Genomic DNA, 16,028 nt, shown 5'->3' on the forward strand with positions numbered 1-16,028 from the left:
CACCGGCTCGTGGACGAAGCTTCTGCGTCTGAGCGTCTCCGTCTGCGGGACACAAAGGTGCCAAAGGCCGAGTCTAACGGGGTGGAGGAAGGCGGATGCGCCCGTGGGGTCCGAAGGCGTCTCAGCTGAGGTACGCCGGTGCCGCCACGGGCAGCGTAAATCGGAACTCGGCGCCGCCGCCGGGGGCGCGGCCGACCGTGATGGTGCCGCCGTGGGCTTCGACGATGCCCTTGACGATGTACAGCCCGAGGCCGGTGCCGCCGCGCTTGCTGCCCCGCCAGAAGCGGGTGAAGACGCGGTTCATGGACTCCTCCGGGATGCCGGCCCCTTCGTCGCTCACCGTGACCGACGTGCCGACGTCCTCCCCTTCGCGGGGGGACGCCGTGGGCGTGACGTCAATGGTGACGGTTCCCTCGCCGTGCCGCACGGCATTTTCCAGCAGGTTGCTGAGCACCTGGTCGATCTTGTCCGGGTCGGCCCACAGGTCGGGCAGTGGCTGGGCGAGGCGGAGCAGGAAGCGGTCGGCCCGCTGGCCGGCGGCGACGTACGCCTGGATGTGCCGGCCGACGGCGGCACCCATGTCGACGGGCTGGCGGCGGACCTCGAGGCGTCCCGAGTCGATCCTGGAGATGTCCAGCAGTTCGGCGATGAGCCGGGTGACCCGGTCGGCGTCGGCGTCGACGGTCTCCAGCATCAGCCGTTTCTGGTCGTCGGTGAACCGCTCCCACTTGGCCAGCAGCGTCGCCGTGAAGCCCTTGACGGAGGTGAGCGGCGAGCGCAGTTCGTGGGCGACGGTGGCGATCAGCTCGGCGTGACTGCGCTCGGTGCGGCGGCGGGCCTCGGTGTCGCGCAGGGTGACGACGACGCGGTGGACGGGACCGGTGGGTTCGGTGCGGACGTAGCGGGCGGAGACGAGGACCTCCCGGCCGCCGGGGAGCAGCAGGTTGCGCTCGGGCTGGTGGACGCGGATGGCGAGCCCGCCGTAGGGGTCGGTCAGCTGCCACCAGCGCCGCCCCTCCAGGTCTTCCAGGGGCAGCGCCTTCTCCAGGGGCTGTCCGAGGGCCTCGGCGGCGGGGACGGCGGTGATGCGGACGGCGACCGCGTTGAAGCAGATGACGCGGCCCCGCTCGTCCGCGACGACGAGGCCGTCGGGCAGCTGGTCGGGGCCGATGCCGAGGTCGGAGAGATCACCGGGCGTGCGGGGCGCGGGCGGACGCGGCGCCCCCCGTGCTCCCGGTGCGCTGCTCGTGCCGACGCTCATCCCCGTACCCCACCTCTCAGCCGCGTAGGGGCCTTGAGCTGGTCACCCTACTAGCTCTCGGTGACGGAGCGGCACCCTCCGGCGGCGCGCTGTGCACGCGCCGACGCGTAGAGGCATACGGCGGCGGCGGTGGCCAGGTTCAGACTCTCGGCCTTCCCGTGGATCGGGACGCGCAGGACGGCGTCGGCGAGGGCGCGGGTCTCCTCCGGGAGCCCCCAGGCCTCGTTGCCGAACACCCAGGCGGTGGGCCCGCCCATGGTGCCGGCGTCCAGCTCGGTGTCGAGGTCGGCCTCGCCCGCGCCGTCGGCGGCGAGGACGCGGACCCCGGCGTCCCTGAGGCCGGCGACGGCCCGCTCGACCGGTACGCCGACGGCGACGGGCAGGTGGAACAGGGAGCCGACGGAGGCGCGTACGGCCTTGGGGTTGTAGAGGTCGACGGAGGCGTCGGTCAGCACGACGGCCTCGGCGCCGGCGGCGTCGGCGCAGCGCAGCACGGTCCCGGCGTTGCCGGGGTCGCGGACGTGGGCGAGGACGGCGACGAGCTTGGGGCGGGCGGCGAGGATCGCGTCGAAGGGGGTGTCCAGGAACCGGCAGACCCCGACCAGGCCCTGCGGGGTGACGGTGGTGGAGATGTCCTCGATCACCTGCTCGTCGGCGAGGTGGACGCGGGCGCCCGCGTCACGGGCGGCGCCGATGATGTCGGCGTAGCGCTCGGCCGCCTCGACCGTGGCGAACAGCTCGACCAGGGTGTCCCCGTACCCCGCGGCCTCCCGCACGGCCTGCGGCCCCTCGGCCAGGAACAGCCGCTCCTTGCCCCGGAAGTTCCGCTTGGCCAGCCGCCGGGCGGCGGCGACACGGGGGGAACGGGGGGAGATCAGCTCGGGGGCGGCGGGGGGCATGTGCTTGTTCACCTTCACAGATATCTCGACGCGGGCTGCGGCGCTCCGTCAGGGGCGCGGGGCTTTGACACGGTGCGGCTCCGCCGCGTGGGCGCGACCGGCCACAACGCGGCCCCGCGGCCGAAGGACGGGCAGACGGCGGCAATCGAAGGACCCGCAGGCTTCAGGCCTGCGGGTCCTTCGGCGTCGGCTCAGAGCCAGCGCAGCGTCACGCGGCCTTCGGCGCGTTGACGTCGCTCGGCAGCGCCTTCTGGGCGACCTCGACGAGCGCGGCGAACGCGTTCGGGTCGTTGACGGCCAGCTCGGCGAGGATCTTGCGGTCGACCTCGACGTTGGCGGCCTTCAGGCCCTGGATGAAGCGGTTGTACGTGATGCCGTTGGCGCGGGCAGCGGCGTTGATGCGCTGGATCCACAGCTGGCGGAAGTCACCCTTGCGCTTCTTGCGGTCGTTGTAGTTGTAGACCAGCGAGTGGGTGACCTGCTCCTTGGCCTTGCGGTACAGGCGCGAACGCTGACCGCGGTAGCCGGAGGCCTGCTCGAGGATCGCCCGGCGCTTCTTGTGGGCGTTGACTGCCCGCTTGACGCGTGCCACTTGTTAACTCCTTGTAGCGGGGCCGCGGTGGTCCTCACACGGCCCGGTATCGACTGGGTCCCGGTCCTGACGTACGGCGCTCGGTGGCGCCGGCGTCACTTGCCGAGAAGCTTCTTGATCTTCGCGGCGTCGCCCGGGGCCATCTCGGCGTTGCCGGTGAGGCGACGCGTCACGCGGGACGACTTGTGCTCGAGCAGGTGGCGCTTGCCGGCGCGCTCGCGGAGCACCTTGCCGGAGCCGGTGATCTTGAAGCGCTTGCTGGCACCGCTGTGCGACTTGTTCTTCGGCATAGCGCCGTTATCTCCTCGTCGGTGGCGCTCCGATGCCCGGTCGCGAAACCGGGCACGGTGGAGCGTCGCTCTTGTATCGGTTAAGTCCTGGGGACCGGAGTCCCCCGGAGTCACGCCTCGGCGGAAGCCTCGGCCGGAGCCTCGGCGTTCACGGCGTCGTCGTCCGCGGCGTTCTGCGAGCGGCCGGGGTTGGCCTTCGCCTCCGCCTTGCGGGCTTCCTGCGCCTGGCGAGCCTCGGCCATCGCCTCGGTCTTCTTCTTGTGCGGACCGAGGACCATGATCATGTTTCGGCCGTCCTGCTTCGGGTTCGACTCCACGAAGCCGAGGTCCTGGACGTCCTCCGCGAGGCGCTGCAGCAGTCGGTAGCCGAGCTCCGGCCGGGACTGCTCGCGACCACGGAACATGATCGTGATCTTGACCTTGTCGCCCTGCTTGAGGAACCGGACGACGTGACCCTTCTTGGTGTCATAGTCGTGCGGGTCGATCTTCGGCCGGAGCTTCATCTCCTTGATGACCGTGTGCGCCTGGTTCTTGCGCGCCTCACGGGCCTTCATGGCCGACTCGTACTTGAACTTCCCGTAGTCCATGAGCTTGCACACGGGCGGACGGGCGTTCGCCGCGACCTCGACGAGGTCGAGGTCGTACTCCTGCGCAAGCTCCAGGGCCTTGGCAAGCGGGACAATCCCGACCTGCTCGCCGCTGGGACCGACAAGTCGCACCTCGGGAACGCGAATCCGGTCGTTGATGCGGGGCTCGGCGCTGATGGATCCTCCTCGGTAGCACCACGCGACGGTCTGGCGGACAGCCGCGTAACGTCTGTGTTCGTTAGACCTAACCGCGCCGGCACACAAAAAATGCCCCGGACGATCACAGGCGGGGCTCCTCGAACTGCTACCGGAGCACCGCCGCGACAGCCGCGGGGCGCGATTTCGGGTCGGTCGCCGCCGCTGGGACGGGACCGCCTGACCGGTGACCCGCCGTCCTGAGGACGGCCAGGTGGGAGTTCGAAGCCTCCACTTGTGGGCCGGGCTCACCGCCGTGGGGCGTGAGTGTCCGACCGGTCGTTACACAAGGTTAGCAGCTCGGGAACGGGCGCGCTATCCGGACGTCTCCCGGCCCTCCTGCTGTCGGGAGGTCCGGGGCGGGGCCCTATCGTGTGCGGCATGAGTGAGACCCCTCCTGAGACACCCGACTTCGACGCCATGACCCGCGACATCGCCGAGGTTCCCGCGGTCGAGGTGATCGTGACGGTCGCCGTCAACCTGATGAGCGCCGCCGCCGTGAAGCTGGGCCTGACCGAGGAGGGCGACGCGCACAAGGACCTGGACGAGGCCCGCAAGCTGGTGCACGCGCTGGCCGGTCTGCTCGACGCGAGCACGACCGAGATCAGCTCGTTCCACGCGGCGCCGCTGCGCGACGGCCTGAAGTCGCTCCAGCTGGCGTTCCGCGAGGCCTCACTGGTCCCGGACGAGCCGGGCCAGGGGCCGGGCGAGAAGTACACGGGGCCGATCTACGGCTGACCCTGTTCCCTGACGTACAAGGGCTCGCCCGGTGGCGTCGCCCCGGCCGGCAGTAGTGCCAGGTCGAGGCCGCGCACCAGGCGGGCCCTCAGTGTTTCGTCGGCGGCCAGTCGCTCGGCGACGGCGCGGGCGGCTCGCGACGGGTCGGCCCCGGGGTCCAGGACCAGCGCCAGGGTGCCGTCGGCCCGGCCCGGCCCGAGGTGGGCCCGCAGTACGGCGGGCTCGGTGGCCAGGGCGGCGCGTACGGCCTCGGCGACGGCCGGGTCGGCGAGCGGATCGGTCGACGTACGGCCCTCGGCCAGCGCCAGCAGCACCGCTCCGGTCAGCTCGAACGGCACCGGCCCGGCCAGGTCCAGTACGACCGTGTCCGCCTTCTCGTGCGCGGCGGCCTGCAACGCCTGGTGGACCGGTACGGCGACCGGGCGGGCCCCCGGGTCCCAGCGCGCGAGCGAGTCGGTGGACGTGAAGGCGGGCAGGGCGGTGCGGTCACCGGCCTTCAGCGTCGGTACGGCCATGTCGCTGGTCTTCTCGCGGCGCAGCCCGTTCTGGTCCTCCTCCACCTCACCGAGGACGGCCACGACCGGGACGAGCAGCCGGGCGCCCTTGAGCGCCGCCAGCACGGGTGCCAGGGCGGTGCGGTCCTCGGCCCAGGCGGCGAGCGCCGCGCTCAGCCGCGGGTCGGCGGAGCCGTCGTCGTCGGAGTAGCCGGAGTCGGGAATGTTCTTGTTCGCCACGGTCCCCGACCCTATCGGGGGGTGGACGGCGGTCCTCACCGGCCTCTCAGGGATCCCTGACCGGGATTTAACCCGGGTCCCACGGACCGCACAGCCACCGCCAGAAGCATCACGGGCATGGAGTACTCGGAAGTCCGGCGGCGATGCGCCCCGGTGTGGTGCGCCCTGGTCGCGTTCGCCGTCGTGGGCGGTACGGCCACCGGGGCGGTGTACTGGCAGGGGCATGCGCGGCCGGGCGCGGGCTGGACCGTATCGTCGTCGGTCTCGGCACCCGCGGGCGGGGAGGCATCGGTGGAGACGGTCGAGCCGGTCGTGGACCGTGGCGCGCTGCTGGCCGCGGCCATGGGGTCGGTGACCGTGGCGGACGGGGCCGAGGTGTCGGTGGCGGTGCTCGACGCGGACTCCGGCGAGAGCGCCTCGTACGGCACGGGTGTCTTCGACACGGCGAGCATCGTCAAGGTCGACATCCTGGCGGCACTGCTGCTCCGGGCTCAGGACACCGGGCGTGCGCTGACCGCCGCGGAGACGTCGTACGCCGTGGCCATGATCGAGAACAGTGACAACGACTCGGCGTCGGCGCTGTGGCGGGCGATCGGGGCGGCGGACGGGCTTGACGCCGCGAACGAGCGTTTCGGGCTCACGCGGACGGCTGGTGGCGACGGAGCGCTGTGGGGGCTGACGCAGACCACGGCCGCCGATCAGGTCGCGCTGCTGCGGCAGGTGTTCGTGGCGGACGGTTCGCGGCTGAACGAGGCCTCACGGGCGTACGTGCGGGGGTTGATGGGGCGGATCGCGGACGGGCAGCGGTGGGGTGTGTCGGCGGCGGCCGACGGTGCCGGCGGCTCGGCGTGGGCGCTGAAGAACGGCTGGTTGCAGCGCAGCACCACCGGGCTGTGGGTGGTCAACAGCATCGGGCAGGTCACGTCGGGCGGCCACGACTACCTGGTGGCGGTGGTGTCGCGGGGCAGCGCGACCCGGGCGGAGGGGATCGCGCTGACGGAGGCGGCGGCGCGGGCGGCGGTGTCCGTGTTCACCGCCGGGAGCGCAGCGGGCGAAGGGGGCACCGCCGGGGGCGCAGCCGCCGAAGGGGGCACCGCCGGGGGCGCAGCCGCCGAAGGGGGCACCGCCGGGGGCGCAGCCGCCGAAGGGGGCACCGCCGGGGGCGCGGCGGGCGACGGCGGTGGCCGGGGTCAGAAGTCGTCGTAGCGTTCGCGGCGGCCGCGCCACAGGACGACGGCGGCGACCACCAGGACGCCGCCCGCGCCGCCGGCCAGCGGGGCGGCCCAGGCCGAGGTCCCGTCGTCGGGGGCGGGGACGTCCGGGCCGGAGCCGAAGTACCTCTCGCCGTACGCCGCCGCCTTCAGGCCCTCCGGCTTCAGACGTCCGGCGGCCTCGATGGCGGCCGCGGGGTCCACGAAGCCGAAGCCGCGCGAGTCGTCACGGCCGTCGGCGGGGGCGTTGCGGGCCGTGTCCTCCAGGAGACCCTTGATCTGGGCCGGAGTGAGATCGGGGTGCGCCGACTTCACCAGGGCGGCGGCGCCGGAGACGAAGGCGGAGGCGGCGCTGGTGCCCCAGCCCTCGTAGTAGCGGTGGTCCGGGTCGGCGATGATCACGTCGACGCCGGGCGCGCTGACCGTGGCGTACCAGCTGCGGGTGGAGAACGAGGCCCTGGTGCCGTAGCGGTCGACGGCGGTGGCGGCGATCACGCCCGGATAGGCGGCCGGGTAGGAGATGTGGTCGCCCTTGGCGCCGCCGTTGCCGGCCGAGGCGACCACGACCACGCCCTTCCTCAGGGCGTACTGGATGGCCTCGTCCTCGGCGGGTTCGGGGTGGGCGGAGGCGGAGTCGTCGCCGAGGGAGAGGTTGATGATGTCGGCGCCGTGGTCGGCGGCCCAGCGGATGCCCTCGGCGAGGGCGTTGCCGCGGGTCTTGCGGGCCTTGGCGCGGGAGGGGTCGCCGTCCTCCAGGATGACGCGCACCGGCAGGATCTTCGTCTCCGGAGCGACGCCCATGACGCCGTCGGCGTGGCCGGCCCCGTGGCCGTGACCGGCGATGAGCCCGGCCATCGCGGTGCCGTGCCGGGCCCAGGCCCGGTCGCCCTCGCTCGCGCCGAAGCCGACCAGGTCCTTGCCGGCCAGGACGTTGCCGGCCAGGTCCGGATGGTCGGCCTCGACGCCGGTGTCCAGGACGGCGACGGTGACGCCCGCGCCCTTGGTGGTGCGCCACGCCTCCTGGGTGTGCATCGCGTCCAGGGCCCACTGCTGGGCGCGGATACCGTCGGCGTGCGCGGCGGGTGCGGGGACGAGGACGAGGGAGGCGGCGAGGAGCAGGCTCAGGGCGCCGCCTGCCCGGCGGGCGTGGGGGGCGTTCACGACGGGTGCTCCGTGGCCGAGCCGACATTCTTGCGCAGGGCACGTTCGACGCGGTCGGCGAGGCCCTGCGCCTCGTGGCCGAGACCGGCCTGGGCCGGGGCCGACGTGGCGCCGGACTCCATGGCCTCCTCGGCGGGCTCCGGCTCGTCGACGGTGCGGCCGTCGGCCCAGCCGGAGACGGCGTAGACGACGACGGGGGCGTCGGTGAGGACGGAGACGGTCCAGGAGGCCCGCTGTCGCGCGCCGAAGCCCGCGGCGACGGTGTCCTTCGCGGCGTACGGCAGCGGCATGAGGTCGTCGCGTCGGCCCAGGTCCTCCTTCTCGAACCGGCCCGCCAGCGAGGTCATGGCGGCGGCGTCGGCCTTGGCGAAGAGCAGGCCGACGGTGGTGACGTGGCTCTGCGTGGCATCGGTGTAGGTGGCGCGCAGCAGGCGTCGGCAACCGACCGGGTCGAGGACCTTGGCCAGCAGCGGGTCGAAGGCGCCCACGCAGTCGCTGTCCGGGGCGACGGCGACCCGCGTCCAGGCGCGGTCGGCACCGCCGGGGCCGGCGCCCTGACCCTGCACGACGGGCGGGAACAGCTGGTCGACCGGCACGCTGTGCCACAGGTCCCCGGCCGTGGTGAAGGCGCTGCGCGCGTCGCCGTCCCCGGCGTCCCCGGCGAGCCAGCTGCCGGTGACGGCGCCGGTGACGAGCCCCAGCCCGAGCACGAGACAGACGGCGGCGGCGACGGCCTGGGGCCGACGGCTCCCACCGAGCGGTCGTGGCCGGGCGGGCTCGTCGTACCCCTCGGGCTGCCCGAAGGACACCCTGGGCCGCCGGTCGGCGGAGGGCGGCGGGGCGCTCCAGGACAGGGCGGGGTCGGGGGCGGGAGCGGAGGCGGCGGCTGAGGCTGAGGCGTCCATCGGGGTCGGTGCGGCTCGCGGTGGTGACGTGGGGGCCGGTTCGGGTGCGGGCTGCGCCGGGATCGGGCGAAGACGCGTGGTCGTCTCCTCCGGAGTCTCCGTGGGGGCGCCGGGGCGATGCCGCGGCGCGGAGTTCCCTCGTGGGGGCTGCTCGGGGATGCCCGCACGCCGTGTCGGGGGCGCGGTGGGGTGGTGCGCCTGCGGCGCCTCGTTCTCGCCGGAGGCACCGCGGCCCACGGCCGGCGGGGCGTCCGGGAAACGGGCGGAGGGGAGGGGTGGCGGGGCCGCGGGGTCGGCACCGTCAGGCCGGGACGAGGCGTCGGCGCCCGACAGGACACCGGGCCGGGACGAGGCGTCAGGGTGGGGCGGAGCCTCGGGGCGGGGCGGGGTGTCGGGGCGCGGAGGGACGGGGGCGCGGCGCGCTTCCGTGCTCATGCACCCCCCGTTTCCTCGGGCCCGGGCCGTTCTTCTCCGACGCGGGCCGGTGATGTGGTCTCCTGCCCCGGCCCGGCGCGGACCGATCCGTCCCGGGCACGCATACCCGCACGGGCGGACCGCCATCCCGGCGCGGACCCCGGGGCCCTGCCGCCCGGGCCGTACCACCGTGCGTGCGCGTCACTCTACGGCGTGCCCCCGCCCGGCGGGGAACCAGTCCGCGCGGCCGTGGCATTGGCCCGGAACGTCCCCCTACCCTGCGGTAATCCCGTCTGGCAGGCTGCGTTCATGACTGCGCGCGCCGCCGACCGGGCCCGTTACGACCGGGCCACCGCCCATCTGGACGCCCCCGTGGCGATCGTGGACCTGGAGGCCTTCGACGCCAACGCGGACGACTTGGTCCGCCGGGCCGGCGGCAAGCCGATCCGGGTCGCCAGCAAGTCCGTACGCTGCCGCGCGCTGCTGGAACGGGCCCTGTCGAGGGACGGTTTCGCGGGCGTCATGTCCTTCACCCTGGCCGAGTCGCTGTGGCTGGCGCGCTCCGGTTTCGAGGACGTACTGCTCGCCTATCCGTCGGCGGACCGCGCCGGGTACGCGGAGTTGACCGCGGACCCCGAGCTCGCCTCCGCGGTGACCGTGATGGTCGACGACCCGGCGCAGCTGGACCTCGTCGACGCGGCGCGCGAGGGCGGTCGTGAAGTGGTGCGGGTCTGCCTGGAGTTGGACACCTCGCTGAGGCTGCTCGGCGGACGGGTGCGGGTCGGGGCCCGCCGCTCCCCGCTGCACTCCCCCGCACAAGTCGCCGACCTGGCCCGGTCGGTGGTCCGTCGGCCGGGGTTCGAGGTCGTCGGCATCATGGCGTACGAGGGTCATGTCGCCGGTGTCGGGGACGCGGTGGCCGGCCGGCCGTTGCGGTCGCGGGCGGTGCGGCTGATGCAGGCCGCCGCCCGCCGGGAGCTCGCCGAGCGGCGTGCCGCGGTGGTGCGGGCGGTCCGGGCCGTGGTGCCCGGCCTGGAGTTCGTCAACGGCGGCGGCACGGGCAGTGTGCAGCACACCGCCGCGGAGGACGCGGTGACGGAGGTCGCCGCCGGGTCCGGTCTGTACGTGCCGCGGCTGTTCGACAACTACACGTCGTTCAGCGGGCGTCCGGCGGCGCTGTTCGCACAGCCCGTCGTACGGCGGCCGGGGGTCGGGGTCGTGACCGTGCTGGGCGGCGGCTACCCGGCCTCCGGCGCGGCCGGGGGCGACCGGCTGCCCGTGCCGTATCTGCCCGAGGGGTTGCGCTACGACCCCCAGGAGGGTGCCGGCGAGGTGCAGACGCCGCTGCTCGGCTCGCCCGCCGACGACCTCCTCATCGGCGACAAGGTGTGGTTCCGGCACGCGAAGGCCGGTGAGCTGTGCGAGCGGTTCGACACGCTGCACCTGGTGGAGGGGGACGCCGTGACGGCGGCGGTGCCGACGTACCGGGGCGAGGGGCGCACCTTCCTGTAGGCCGGCCGGGTCAGTGCGTCGGGCCGATGCCGCTGCCCACGCCGCCGCCCGTGTCCGCGTCGCCGACGGGCCGGATGCCCTTGGTGATCCGGTCCATCTCGGCGAGCGGCGGTCCGTCCTCGCCCGCGTCGAAGACGTAGCGGACGAGGATCGGGGACTCGGTGCCGACGGTGGAGGGGAACACCAGCGACTGGACGTAGCCGCCGGGGCCCTCGGCCGTCCTCACCCGCCAGCGCACGTAGTACCCGGCGCGTCCGGCGACCGCGACCGGCCCGGACCCCACCTCCTCGTGGGACCGGATGCCCCCGAAGGGTTTGTTGCCGACGAGGTCGCGGTCGTAGGCGTCGTCGGCCGCGTCCTCGATGTCCTGCTCGGCGAGGGTCTTCGGGGAGGACTCGGCGTTCGCGGTGACGGTGCGGGAGATGACGAGGCCGTGCCGGCACACACGGCCGTCGGCGGGGCAGTCGTAGGTGCCGTCCGTGATCATCATGACGTCGTCCTCGGTGACGTACTTCGGCGGGATCCAGCCGTCCGGCAGCGGGAAGGTGATGCCGTTGAGCTGGTCCTCGACCACGGCCGGACCGTCGGCGGAGGACTCGGTGGGGGTCGGCGACGCACTCGGCGTCCCGCTCGTCGGCGCGGGGTCGGTGGCGGTCGCCGTGGCCGGCGGAGTCCGCGCCTCGGGGCCGTCGCCGTCGTCCTCGCCGAGGACGAACACGCCGGTGACGATCGCCGCGACCAGGACGGCCGCGGCGGTGACGAGCGCGACGGCCTTTCCGCGCCCGGCCCCGGCGCCCGGCTGCCGCCGGCCGGGGCCCGCGCCCGTGAACAGCGGCACGGTCGACGGCTGACCGGGCGACACGTGAGGCACCGCCTGCTGCACCGGCTGTTGCACCGACTGCGGCATCGGATGCGGGGGCAGGGGCGCCCCGTACCCGGCGGTCTCGGGTGCGCGCCGGTGCCCGGTCCAGGCCGTTCCGTCCCACCAGCGTTCCTGGTGCGGGCCCGACGGGTCGCGGTACCAGCCGGGGGGAGGCGTCATGCTCATTGCGGCACTGTAGGACGCCGCCCGCCGTGATCTACAGCGGTGTGACGTACGCCCCCGAGATCCCGCCGTCCACCAGGAAGTCGGTGGCGTTGACGAACGAGGAGTCGTCGCTGGCCAGGAACGCGACGGCGGCGGCGATCTCCGCGGCCTCGGCGAACCGCCCGACCGGGATGTGGACGAGGCGGCGCGCGGCCCGCTCCGGGTCCTTGGCGAACAACTCCTGGAGGAGCGGGGTGTTGACCGGTCCTGGGCACAGGGCGTTGACGCGGATGCCCTCCCGGGCGAACTGCACGCCCAGCTCACGTGACATGGCAAGGACGCCGCCCTTGGATGCGGTGTACGAGATCTGGCTGGTGGCGGCGCCCATCCTGGCCACGAAGGACGCCGTGTTGATGATCGAGCCCTTGCCCTGACGGCGCATGTACGGGATGGCGGCCTTGCAGCACAGGTAGACGGAGGTCAGGTTGACCTCCTGGACGCGCTTCCACGCCTCCAGGCCGGTCTCGAGGATGGAGTCGTCGTCGGGCGGCGAGATGCCGGCGTTGTTGAACGCGACGTCGACGCTGCCGTAGGTGTCGTACGCCGTCCTGAACAGCGCCTCCACCTGCTCGGGGTCGGTGACGTCGACCTTGACGAAGGTCCCGCCGGCCTCCTCGGCCGCCGCCTTGCCCCGGGTCTCGTCGACGTCGCCGCAGACGACGTGCGCGCCCTCGGAGGCGAGCCGGCGGGCGGCGGCGAGGCCGATGCCGCTGCCGGCCCCGGTCACGACGGCGGTACGGCCGACCAGGCGGCGGCAGATGATGTCCTCGGTCGCTTCGCTCACTGTGCGGGGTCCTCCGTGCTCGACGGGACGTTGCTGATGAAGACGTTCTTGGTCTCGGTGAAGGCGGTCAGCGCGTCCGGGCCGAGTTCGCGGCCGAGGCCGGACTGCTTGAACCCGCCGAACGGCGTCCAGTAGCGGACGCTGGAGTGGGAGTTGACGGACAGGTTCCCGGCCCGCACCGCCCGGGAGACACGCAGGGCGCGGCCGACGTCCCGGGTCCAGAGCGAGCCGGACAGGCCGTAGTCGGTGGCGTTGGCCAGGCGGACCGCGTCGGCCTCGTCCTCGAAGGGCAGGACGACGGCGACGGGGCCGAAGACCTCCTCGACGGCCACGCGCGCGTGCGGGTCGACGCCGGTGAGGACGGTGGGCGGGAACCAGAAGCCCGGGCCGCCCTCGGGGGCCTTGCCGCGGATGCCGTCGGCGTCCTCGGGAACGTAGGACCGGACGCGGTCCAGCTGGGCCCGGGAGATCAGTGGGCCCATGTCGGTGCGCTCGTCGGCCGGGTCCCCGACGAGGACGGACTCGATCGCGGGGGCGAGGAGGCCGAGGAAGCGGTCGTACACCGTGCGCTGCACGAGGATGCGGGTGCGGGCGCAGCAGTCCTGGCCGGAGTTGTCGAGGAAGGACATCGGGGTGGCGGCCGCGGCGGCCTCCAGGTCGGCGTCGGCGAAGACGATGTTGGGGCTCTTGCCGCCGAGTTCCAGAGTGACGGGCTTGAGGAGCGCCGCGCCCTTGGCCGCCACCCGCCGGCCCACACCGGTCGACCCGGTGAAGACGATCTTCGCGACGCCCGGGTGCCCGACGAGCGCGTCGCCCGCGACCGGGCCGTGTCCCGGCAGCACCTGGAACAGGTCCTCGGGCAGACCTGCCTCCAGCGCGAGTCGGGCCAGCCGCAGCGCGGTCAGCGGGGTGGTCTCGGCGGGCTTGAGGAGGACCGCGTTGCCCGCCGCGAGCGCCGGTGCCGTACCCCAGGCCGCGATCGGCATCGGGAAGTTCCAGGGTGCGACGACGCCGACGACGCCGAGGGGTTCGAGGAGGGTCACGTCGAGGCCGCCGGCGACCGGGATCTGCCGGCCGGTGAGGCGCTCCACTCCCCCGGCGGCGTAGTCGAGCAGGTCGCGGACGTTGCCGGCCTCCCAGCGGGCGTTGCCGACGGTGTGTCCGGCCTCCCGGACCTCCAGCAGGGCCAGCTCCTCCAGGTGCCCGTCGACCACGGAGGCGAACCGGCGCAGCAGCCGGGCACGGTCGCCGGGGGCGAGCGCGGCCCACCTCTCCTGCGCCCGTGCGGCCCGTACGACGGCGGCGTCGACGTCGGCGGCGGAGGCGGCGGGGACCGTGGCGAGGACCTCTTCGGTGGCGGGGTTCAGTACGCGCAGCTCATCGGGCGGCGACGGTTCTCCGGGGTGGGGCGGTTCTTCGGGCCGGGGCGGTTCTTCGGGAAGCGACAACGGGGCCTCACATGCGTTCGAAGGAGCGGCGCAGCTCCCAGTCCGTGACCGCGGCGTCGAAGGCGTCCAGTTCGACGCGCGCCATGGTGCGGTAGTGGGCGACGACCTCGTCCCCGAAGGCGGCCTTGGCGAGGGCGCTGTTCTCCCAGAGTTCGGCGGCCTCGCGCAGGGTGGTGGGGACGTGCGCGAAGCCGGCGGTGTACGCGTTGCCGGGGCAGGGCTCGGGCAGTTCCAGGCGCTGCTCGACGCCGTGCAGGCCGGCCGCCACCATGCCCGCGACCGCCAGGTACGGGTTGACGTCGCCGCCGGGTAGCCGGTTCTCGAAGCGCAGGGAGCGTCCGTGGCCGACGACGCGCAGGGCGCAGGTGCGGTTGTCGTGCCCCCAGGCGACGGCGGTGGGGGCGAAGGAGCCCGGCTGGAACCGCTTGTAGGAGTTGATGTGGGGGGCGTAGAGCAGCGAGAACTCGCGCAGCGCCGCGAGCTGTCCGGCGAGGAAGTGCCGCATGACCTCGGACATGCCGCCCTCCTGGTCGCCGGCCATGACGCTGTTGCCGTCGGCGTCCGCCAGGGAGAGGTGGATGTGGCAGGAGTTGCCCTCGCGCTCGTTGTACTTGGCCATGAAGGTGAGCGAGACGCCCTCCTGGGCGGCGATCTCCTTGGCGCCGGTCTTGTAGACGGCGTGCTGGTCGCAGGTGACCAGGGCTTCGTCGTAGCGGAAGGTGATCTCGTGCTGGCCGGGGTTGCACTCGCCCTTGGCGGACTCGACGGTGAGGCCGGCGCCGGCCATCTCGTTGCGGATGCGGCGCAGCAGGGGCTCGACGCGGCCGGTGCCGAGGATCGAGTAGTCGACGTTGTACTGGTTGGCGGGGGTCAGGCCTCGGTAGTTCGCGTCCCAGGCCTGTTCGTAGGTGTCCCGGAAGACGATGAACTCCAGTTCCGTGCCGGCCTGCGCCGTGTACCCCTGCCCGGCGAGGCGTTCGAGCTGGCGGCGCAGGATCTGCCGGGGCGCGGCGGGCACCGGGGAGCCGTCCTCCCAGGCGAGGTCGGCGACGACCATCGCGGTGCCCTCGTTCCACGGCAGGCGGCGCAGGGTGGCCGGGTCGGGGTGCAGGGCGAAGTCGCCGTAGCCGCGGTCCCAGGAGGACATCGCGTATCCGTCGACGGTGTTCATGTCGGCGTCGACGGCGAGGAGGTAGTTGCAGCCCTCGGTTCCGTGCCGGAGGACCTCGTCGAGGAAGAAGCGCGCGGCGAACCGCTTGCCCTGGAGGCGGCCCTGCATGTCGGGGAAAGCCAGGACGACGGTGTCGATCTCACCGGCCGCGACGGCCGCGTGCAGTTCCTCGACACCGAGCGGAGGCGTGCGGTCTGCCACGAGGAGGGCTCCTTCTGGCCGGGGACCATAAGGTATTGGTGAGAACCATTGCTTGGGAAGGGGACGCGGCCGTATGTCGGAGGCGACCGGGGGGAGCGTGCCGGACCGGCTCACGCCGGTACTGCGACCGGTGCGGGCCGGCAACGGCTTCGAGGAGGCGCTGGAGCAGATCCTCCAGGTCGTCCGGCTGGGCCTGGTGCCCGCGGGTGAGCGGCTGCCCGCGGAAAGGGAGCTGGCGGAGCGGCTGCGGATCAGCCGGGTGACGCTGCGCGAGGTGCTGCGGGTGCTGCAGGACCAGGGGCTGGTGGAGGCCCGGCGCGGCCGGTACGGCGGCACCTTCGTGCTGCCCCGCCCGGACGCCGGCGGCGAGGACGAGCTGCGGCGCCGGGTCGTCGGGGTCGACCTCGAGGACGTACTGCGCTTCCGGGAGGTGCTGGAGGTGGGCGCGGCCGGGCTGTGCGCGGCGCACGGGCTGGCGGACGGGCAGGCGGCGCGGCTGCGCACGGCGCTGGACGGCACGCACGACGCGCCGCTGGCGGAGTACCGGCGGCTGGACACGATGCTGCACATCGCACTCGCCGACCTGTGCGGCTCACCGACGCTGACCGCGCAGTACGCGGGCGTACGGGCGACCGTGAACGGCCTGCTGGACTGCATCCCGCTGCTGGTGCGCAACCTGGAGCACTCCCAGCGGCAGCACACCGCGCTGGTGGAGGCCGTGCTCGACGGGGACGCGGACGGGGCGCGGGAGATCATGCGGGAGCACTGCGCGGGGACGGCGGCGCTGCTGCGCGGGTTCCTGGCGTGAGGGTGTTGCCGCCCCGGCGCGGTGCGGCAA

Annotated in this window: 16 protein-coding genes; 4 read left to right on the forward strand and 12 right to left on the reverse strand. The window is 73.6% G+C overall.

All coding sequences use genetic code 11. From position 1 onward, the window contains the following. Positions 1-121: 121 nt before the first annotated feature. The 5 genes from RM812_RS13530 to infC all read right to left on the reverse strand — a co-directional run bounded on the left by RM812_RS13530 (position 122) and on the right by infC (position 3,806). Positions 122-1,261 carry a sensor histidine kinase gene (locus RM812_RS13530; RefSeq protein WP_311572752.1) on the reverse strand — a complete coding sequence of 380 codons (1,140 nt, stop codon included), beginning with the start codon at positions 1,259-1,261 and terminating at the stop codon, positions 122-124. A 50-nt stretch (positions 1,262-1,311) separates the two neighbouring features. Further along, positions 1,312-2,160 carry a TrmH family RNA methyltransferase gene (locus tag RM812_RS13535; RefSeq protein ID WP_311572753.1) on the reverse strand — a complete coding sequence of 283 codons (849 nt, stop codon included), beginning with the start codon at positions 2,158-2,160 and terminating at the stop codon, positions 1,312-1,314. Positions 2,161-2,368: 208 nt separating this feature from the next. Then, the gene (gene rplT / locus RM812_RS13540) at positions 2,369-2,752 is read right to left on the reverse strand and encodes a 50S ribosomal protein L20 (protein WP_003977226.1); all 384 of its coding nucleotides are present in this window, start codon (positions 2,750-2,752) and stop codon (positions 2,369-2,371) included. 95 nt (positions 2,753-2,847) lie between these two features. Beyond that, positions 2,848-3,042 carry a 50S ribosomal protein L35 gene (gene rpmI / locus RM812_RS13545; protein ID WP_003977225.1) on the reverse strand — a complete coding sequence of 65 codons (195 nt, stop codon included), beginning with the start codon at positions 3,040-3,042 and terminating at the stop codon, positions 2,848-2,850. A gap of 110 nt (positions 3,043-3,152) precedes the next feature. Then, complete coding sequence (gene infC / locus RM812_RS13550; RefSeq protein ID WP_217145413.1) at positions 3,153-3,806, reverse strand: translation initiation factor IF-3; 654 nt, start codon at positions 3,804-3,806, stop codon at positions 3,153-3,155. 399 nt (positions 3,807-4,205) lie between these two features. Here infC and RM812_RS13555 point away from each other — a divergent pair, with 399 nt between their 5' ends. Continuing rightward, complete coding sequence (locus tag RM812_RS13555; RefSeq protein WP_311572754.1) at positions 4,206-4,562, forward strand: DUF1844 domain-containing protein; 357 nt, start codon at positions 4,206-4,208, stop codon at positions 4,560-4,562. On the opposite strand, the gene RM812_RS13560 is transcribed toward RM812_RS13555, so the two are convergent. Next, positions 4,553-5,296: an SseB family protein gene (locus tag RM812_RS13560; RefSeq protein WP_311572755.1), complete on the reverse strand. Its 744-nt coding sequence runs from the start codon at positions 5,294-5,296 to the stop codon at positions 4,553-4,555. The genes RM812_RS13555 and RM812_RS13560 overlap by 10 nt on opposite strands. 117 nt (positions 5,297-5,413) lie before the next feature. Here RM812_RS13560 and RM812_RS13565 point away from each other — a divergent pair, with 117 nt between their 5' ends. Beyond that, positions 5,414-6,502, forward strand: coding sequence for a serine hydrolase (locus tag RM812_RS13565; protein WP_311572756.1), 1,089 nt, complete (start codon positions 5,414-5,416; stop codon positions 6,500-6,502). On the opposite strand, the gene mycP is transcribed toward RM812_RS13565, so the two are convergent. Then, complete coding sequence (mycP, locus tag RM812_RS13570; RefSeq protein WP_311572757.1) at positions 6,487-7,668, reverse strand: type VII secretion-associated serine protease mycosin; 1,182 nt, start codon at positions 7,666-7,668, stop codon at positions 6,487-6,489. The two genes, RM812_RS13565 and mycP, sit on opposite strands and share 16 nt — an antisense overlap. After that, positions 7,665-9,008, reverse strand: coding sequence for a hypothetical protein (locus RM812_RS13575; RefSeq protein WP_311572758.1), 1,344 nt, complete (start codon positions 9,006-9,008; stop codon positions 7,665-7,667). The genes mycP and RM812_RS13575 overlap by 4 nt, the downstream gene beginning before the upstream one ends. A gap of 288 nt (positions 9,009-9,296) precedes the next feature. Between RM812_RS13575 and RM812_RS13580 the strand changes: the two genes are divergently transcribed. Further along, positions 9,297-10,499, forward strand: coding sequence for an amino acid deaminase/aldolase (locus tag RM812_RS13580; RefSeq protein ID WP_311572759.1), 1,203 nt, complete (start codon positions 9,297-9,299; stop codon positions 10,497-10,499). A 10-nt stretch (positions 10,500-10,509) separates the two neighbouring features. On the opposite strand, the gene RM812_RS13585 is transcribed toward RM812_RS13580, so the two are convergent. The 4 genes from RM812_RS13585 to RM812_RS13600 all read right to left on the reverse strand — a co-directional run bounded on the left by RM812_RS13585 (position 10,510) and on the right by RM812_RS13600 (position 15,190). Then, on the reverse strand, positions 10,510-11,541 hold the full coding sequence (locus RM812_RS13585; RefSeq protein WP_311572926.1) for a DUF2510 domain-containing protein: 1,032 nt from the start codon (positions 11,539-11,541) through the stop codon (positions 10,510-10,512). Between the two features lie 37 nt (positions 11,542-11,578). Beyond that, complete coding sequence (locus tag RM812_RS13590; RefSeq protein WP_311572760.1) at positions 11,579-12,370, reverse strand: 3-oxoacyl-ACP reductase; 792 nt, start codon at positions 12,368-12,370, stop codon at positions 11,579-11,581. Next, complete coding sequence (locus RM812_RS13595) at positions 12,367-13,746, reverse strand: aldehyde dehydrogenase family protein (RefSeq protein ID WP_311572927.1); 1,380 nt, start codon at positions 13,744-13,746, stop codon at positions 12,367-12,369. The genes RM812_RS13590 and RM812_RS13595 overlap by 4 nt, the downstream gene beginning before the upstream one ends. Positions 13,747-13,825: 79 nt before the next feature. Then, positions 13,826-15,190 carry a glutamine synthetase family protein gene (locus RM812_RS13600; protein WP_311572761.1) on the reverse strand — a complete coding sequence of 455 codons (1,365 nt, stop codon included), beginning with the start codon at positions 15,188-15,190 and terminating at the stop codon, positions 13,826-13,828. Between the two features lie 73 nt (positions 15,191-15,263). On the opposite strand from RM812_RS13600, the gene RM812_RS13605 reads away from it, so the two are divergent. After that, the gene (locus tag RM812_RS13605) at positions 15,264-15,998 is read left to right on the forward strand and encodes a FadR/GntR family transcriptional regulator (RefSeq protein WP_311572762.1); all 735 of its coding nucleotides are present in this window, start codon (positions 15,264-15,266) and stop codon (positions 15,996-15,998) included. The last annotated feature ends 30 nt before the right edge of the window (positions 15,999-16,028 follow it).

Source organism: Streptomyces lancefieldiae (assembly GCF_031845825.1).
GTDB classification, from domain to species: Bacteria; Actinomycetota; Actinomycetes; order Streptomycetales; family Streptomycetaceae; genus Streptomyces; species Streptomyces lancefieldiae.

Bases quoted from the DNA above. Each gene is read 5' to 3' on its own strand.
- RM812_RS13580 (WP_311572759.1), top strand. From the start codon at position 9,297: ATGACTGCGCGCGCCGCCGACCGGGCCCGTTACGACCGGGCCACCGCC.
- rpmI (WP_003977225.1), bottom strand. From the start codon at position 3,042: ATGCCGAAGAACAAGTCGCACAGCGGTGCCAGCAAGCGCTTCAAGATC.
- RM812_RS13605 (WP_311572762.1), top strand. From the start codon at position 15,264: ATGTCGGAGGCGACCGGGGGGAGCGTGCCGGACCGGCTCACGCCGGTA.
- RM812_RS13565 (WP_311572756.1), top strand. From the start codon at position 5,414: ATGGAGTACTCGGAAGTCCGGCGGCGATGCGCCCCGGTGTGGTGCGCC.
- RM812_RS13530 (WP_311572752.1), bottom strand. From the start codon at position 1,261: ATGAGCGTCGGCACGAGCAGCGCACCGGGAGCACGGGGGGCGCCGCGT.
- RM812_RS13575 (WP_311572758.1), bottom strand. From the start codon at position 9,008: ATGAGCACGGAAGCGCGCCGCGCCCCCGTCCCTCCGCGCCCCGACACC.
- RM812_RS13555 (WP_311572754.1), top strand. From the start codon at position 4,206: ATGAGTGAGACCCCTCCTGAGACACCCGACTTCGACGCCATGACCCGC.
- RM812_RS13535 (WP_311572753.1), bottom strand. From the start codon at position 2,160: ATGCCCCCCGCCGCCCCCGAGCTGATCTCCCCCCGTTCCCCCCGTGTC.
- RM812_RS13585 (WP_311572926.1), bottom strand. From the start codon at position 11,541: ATGACGCCTCCCCCCGGCTGGTACCGCGACCCGTCGGGCCCGCACCAG.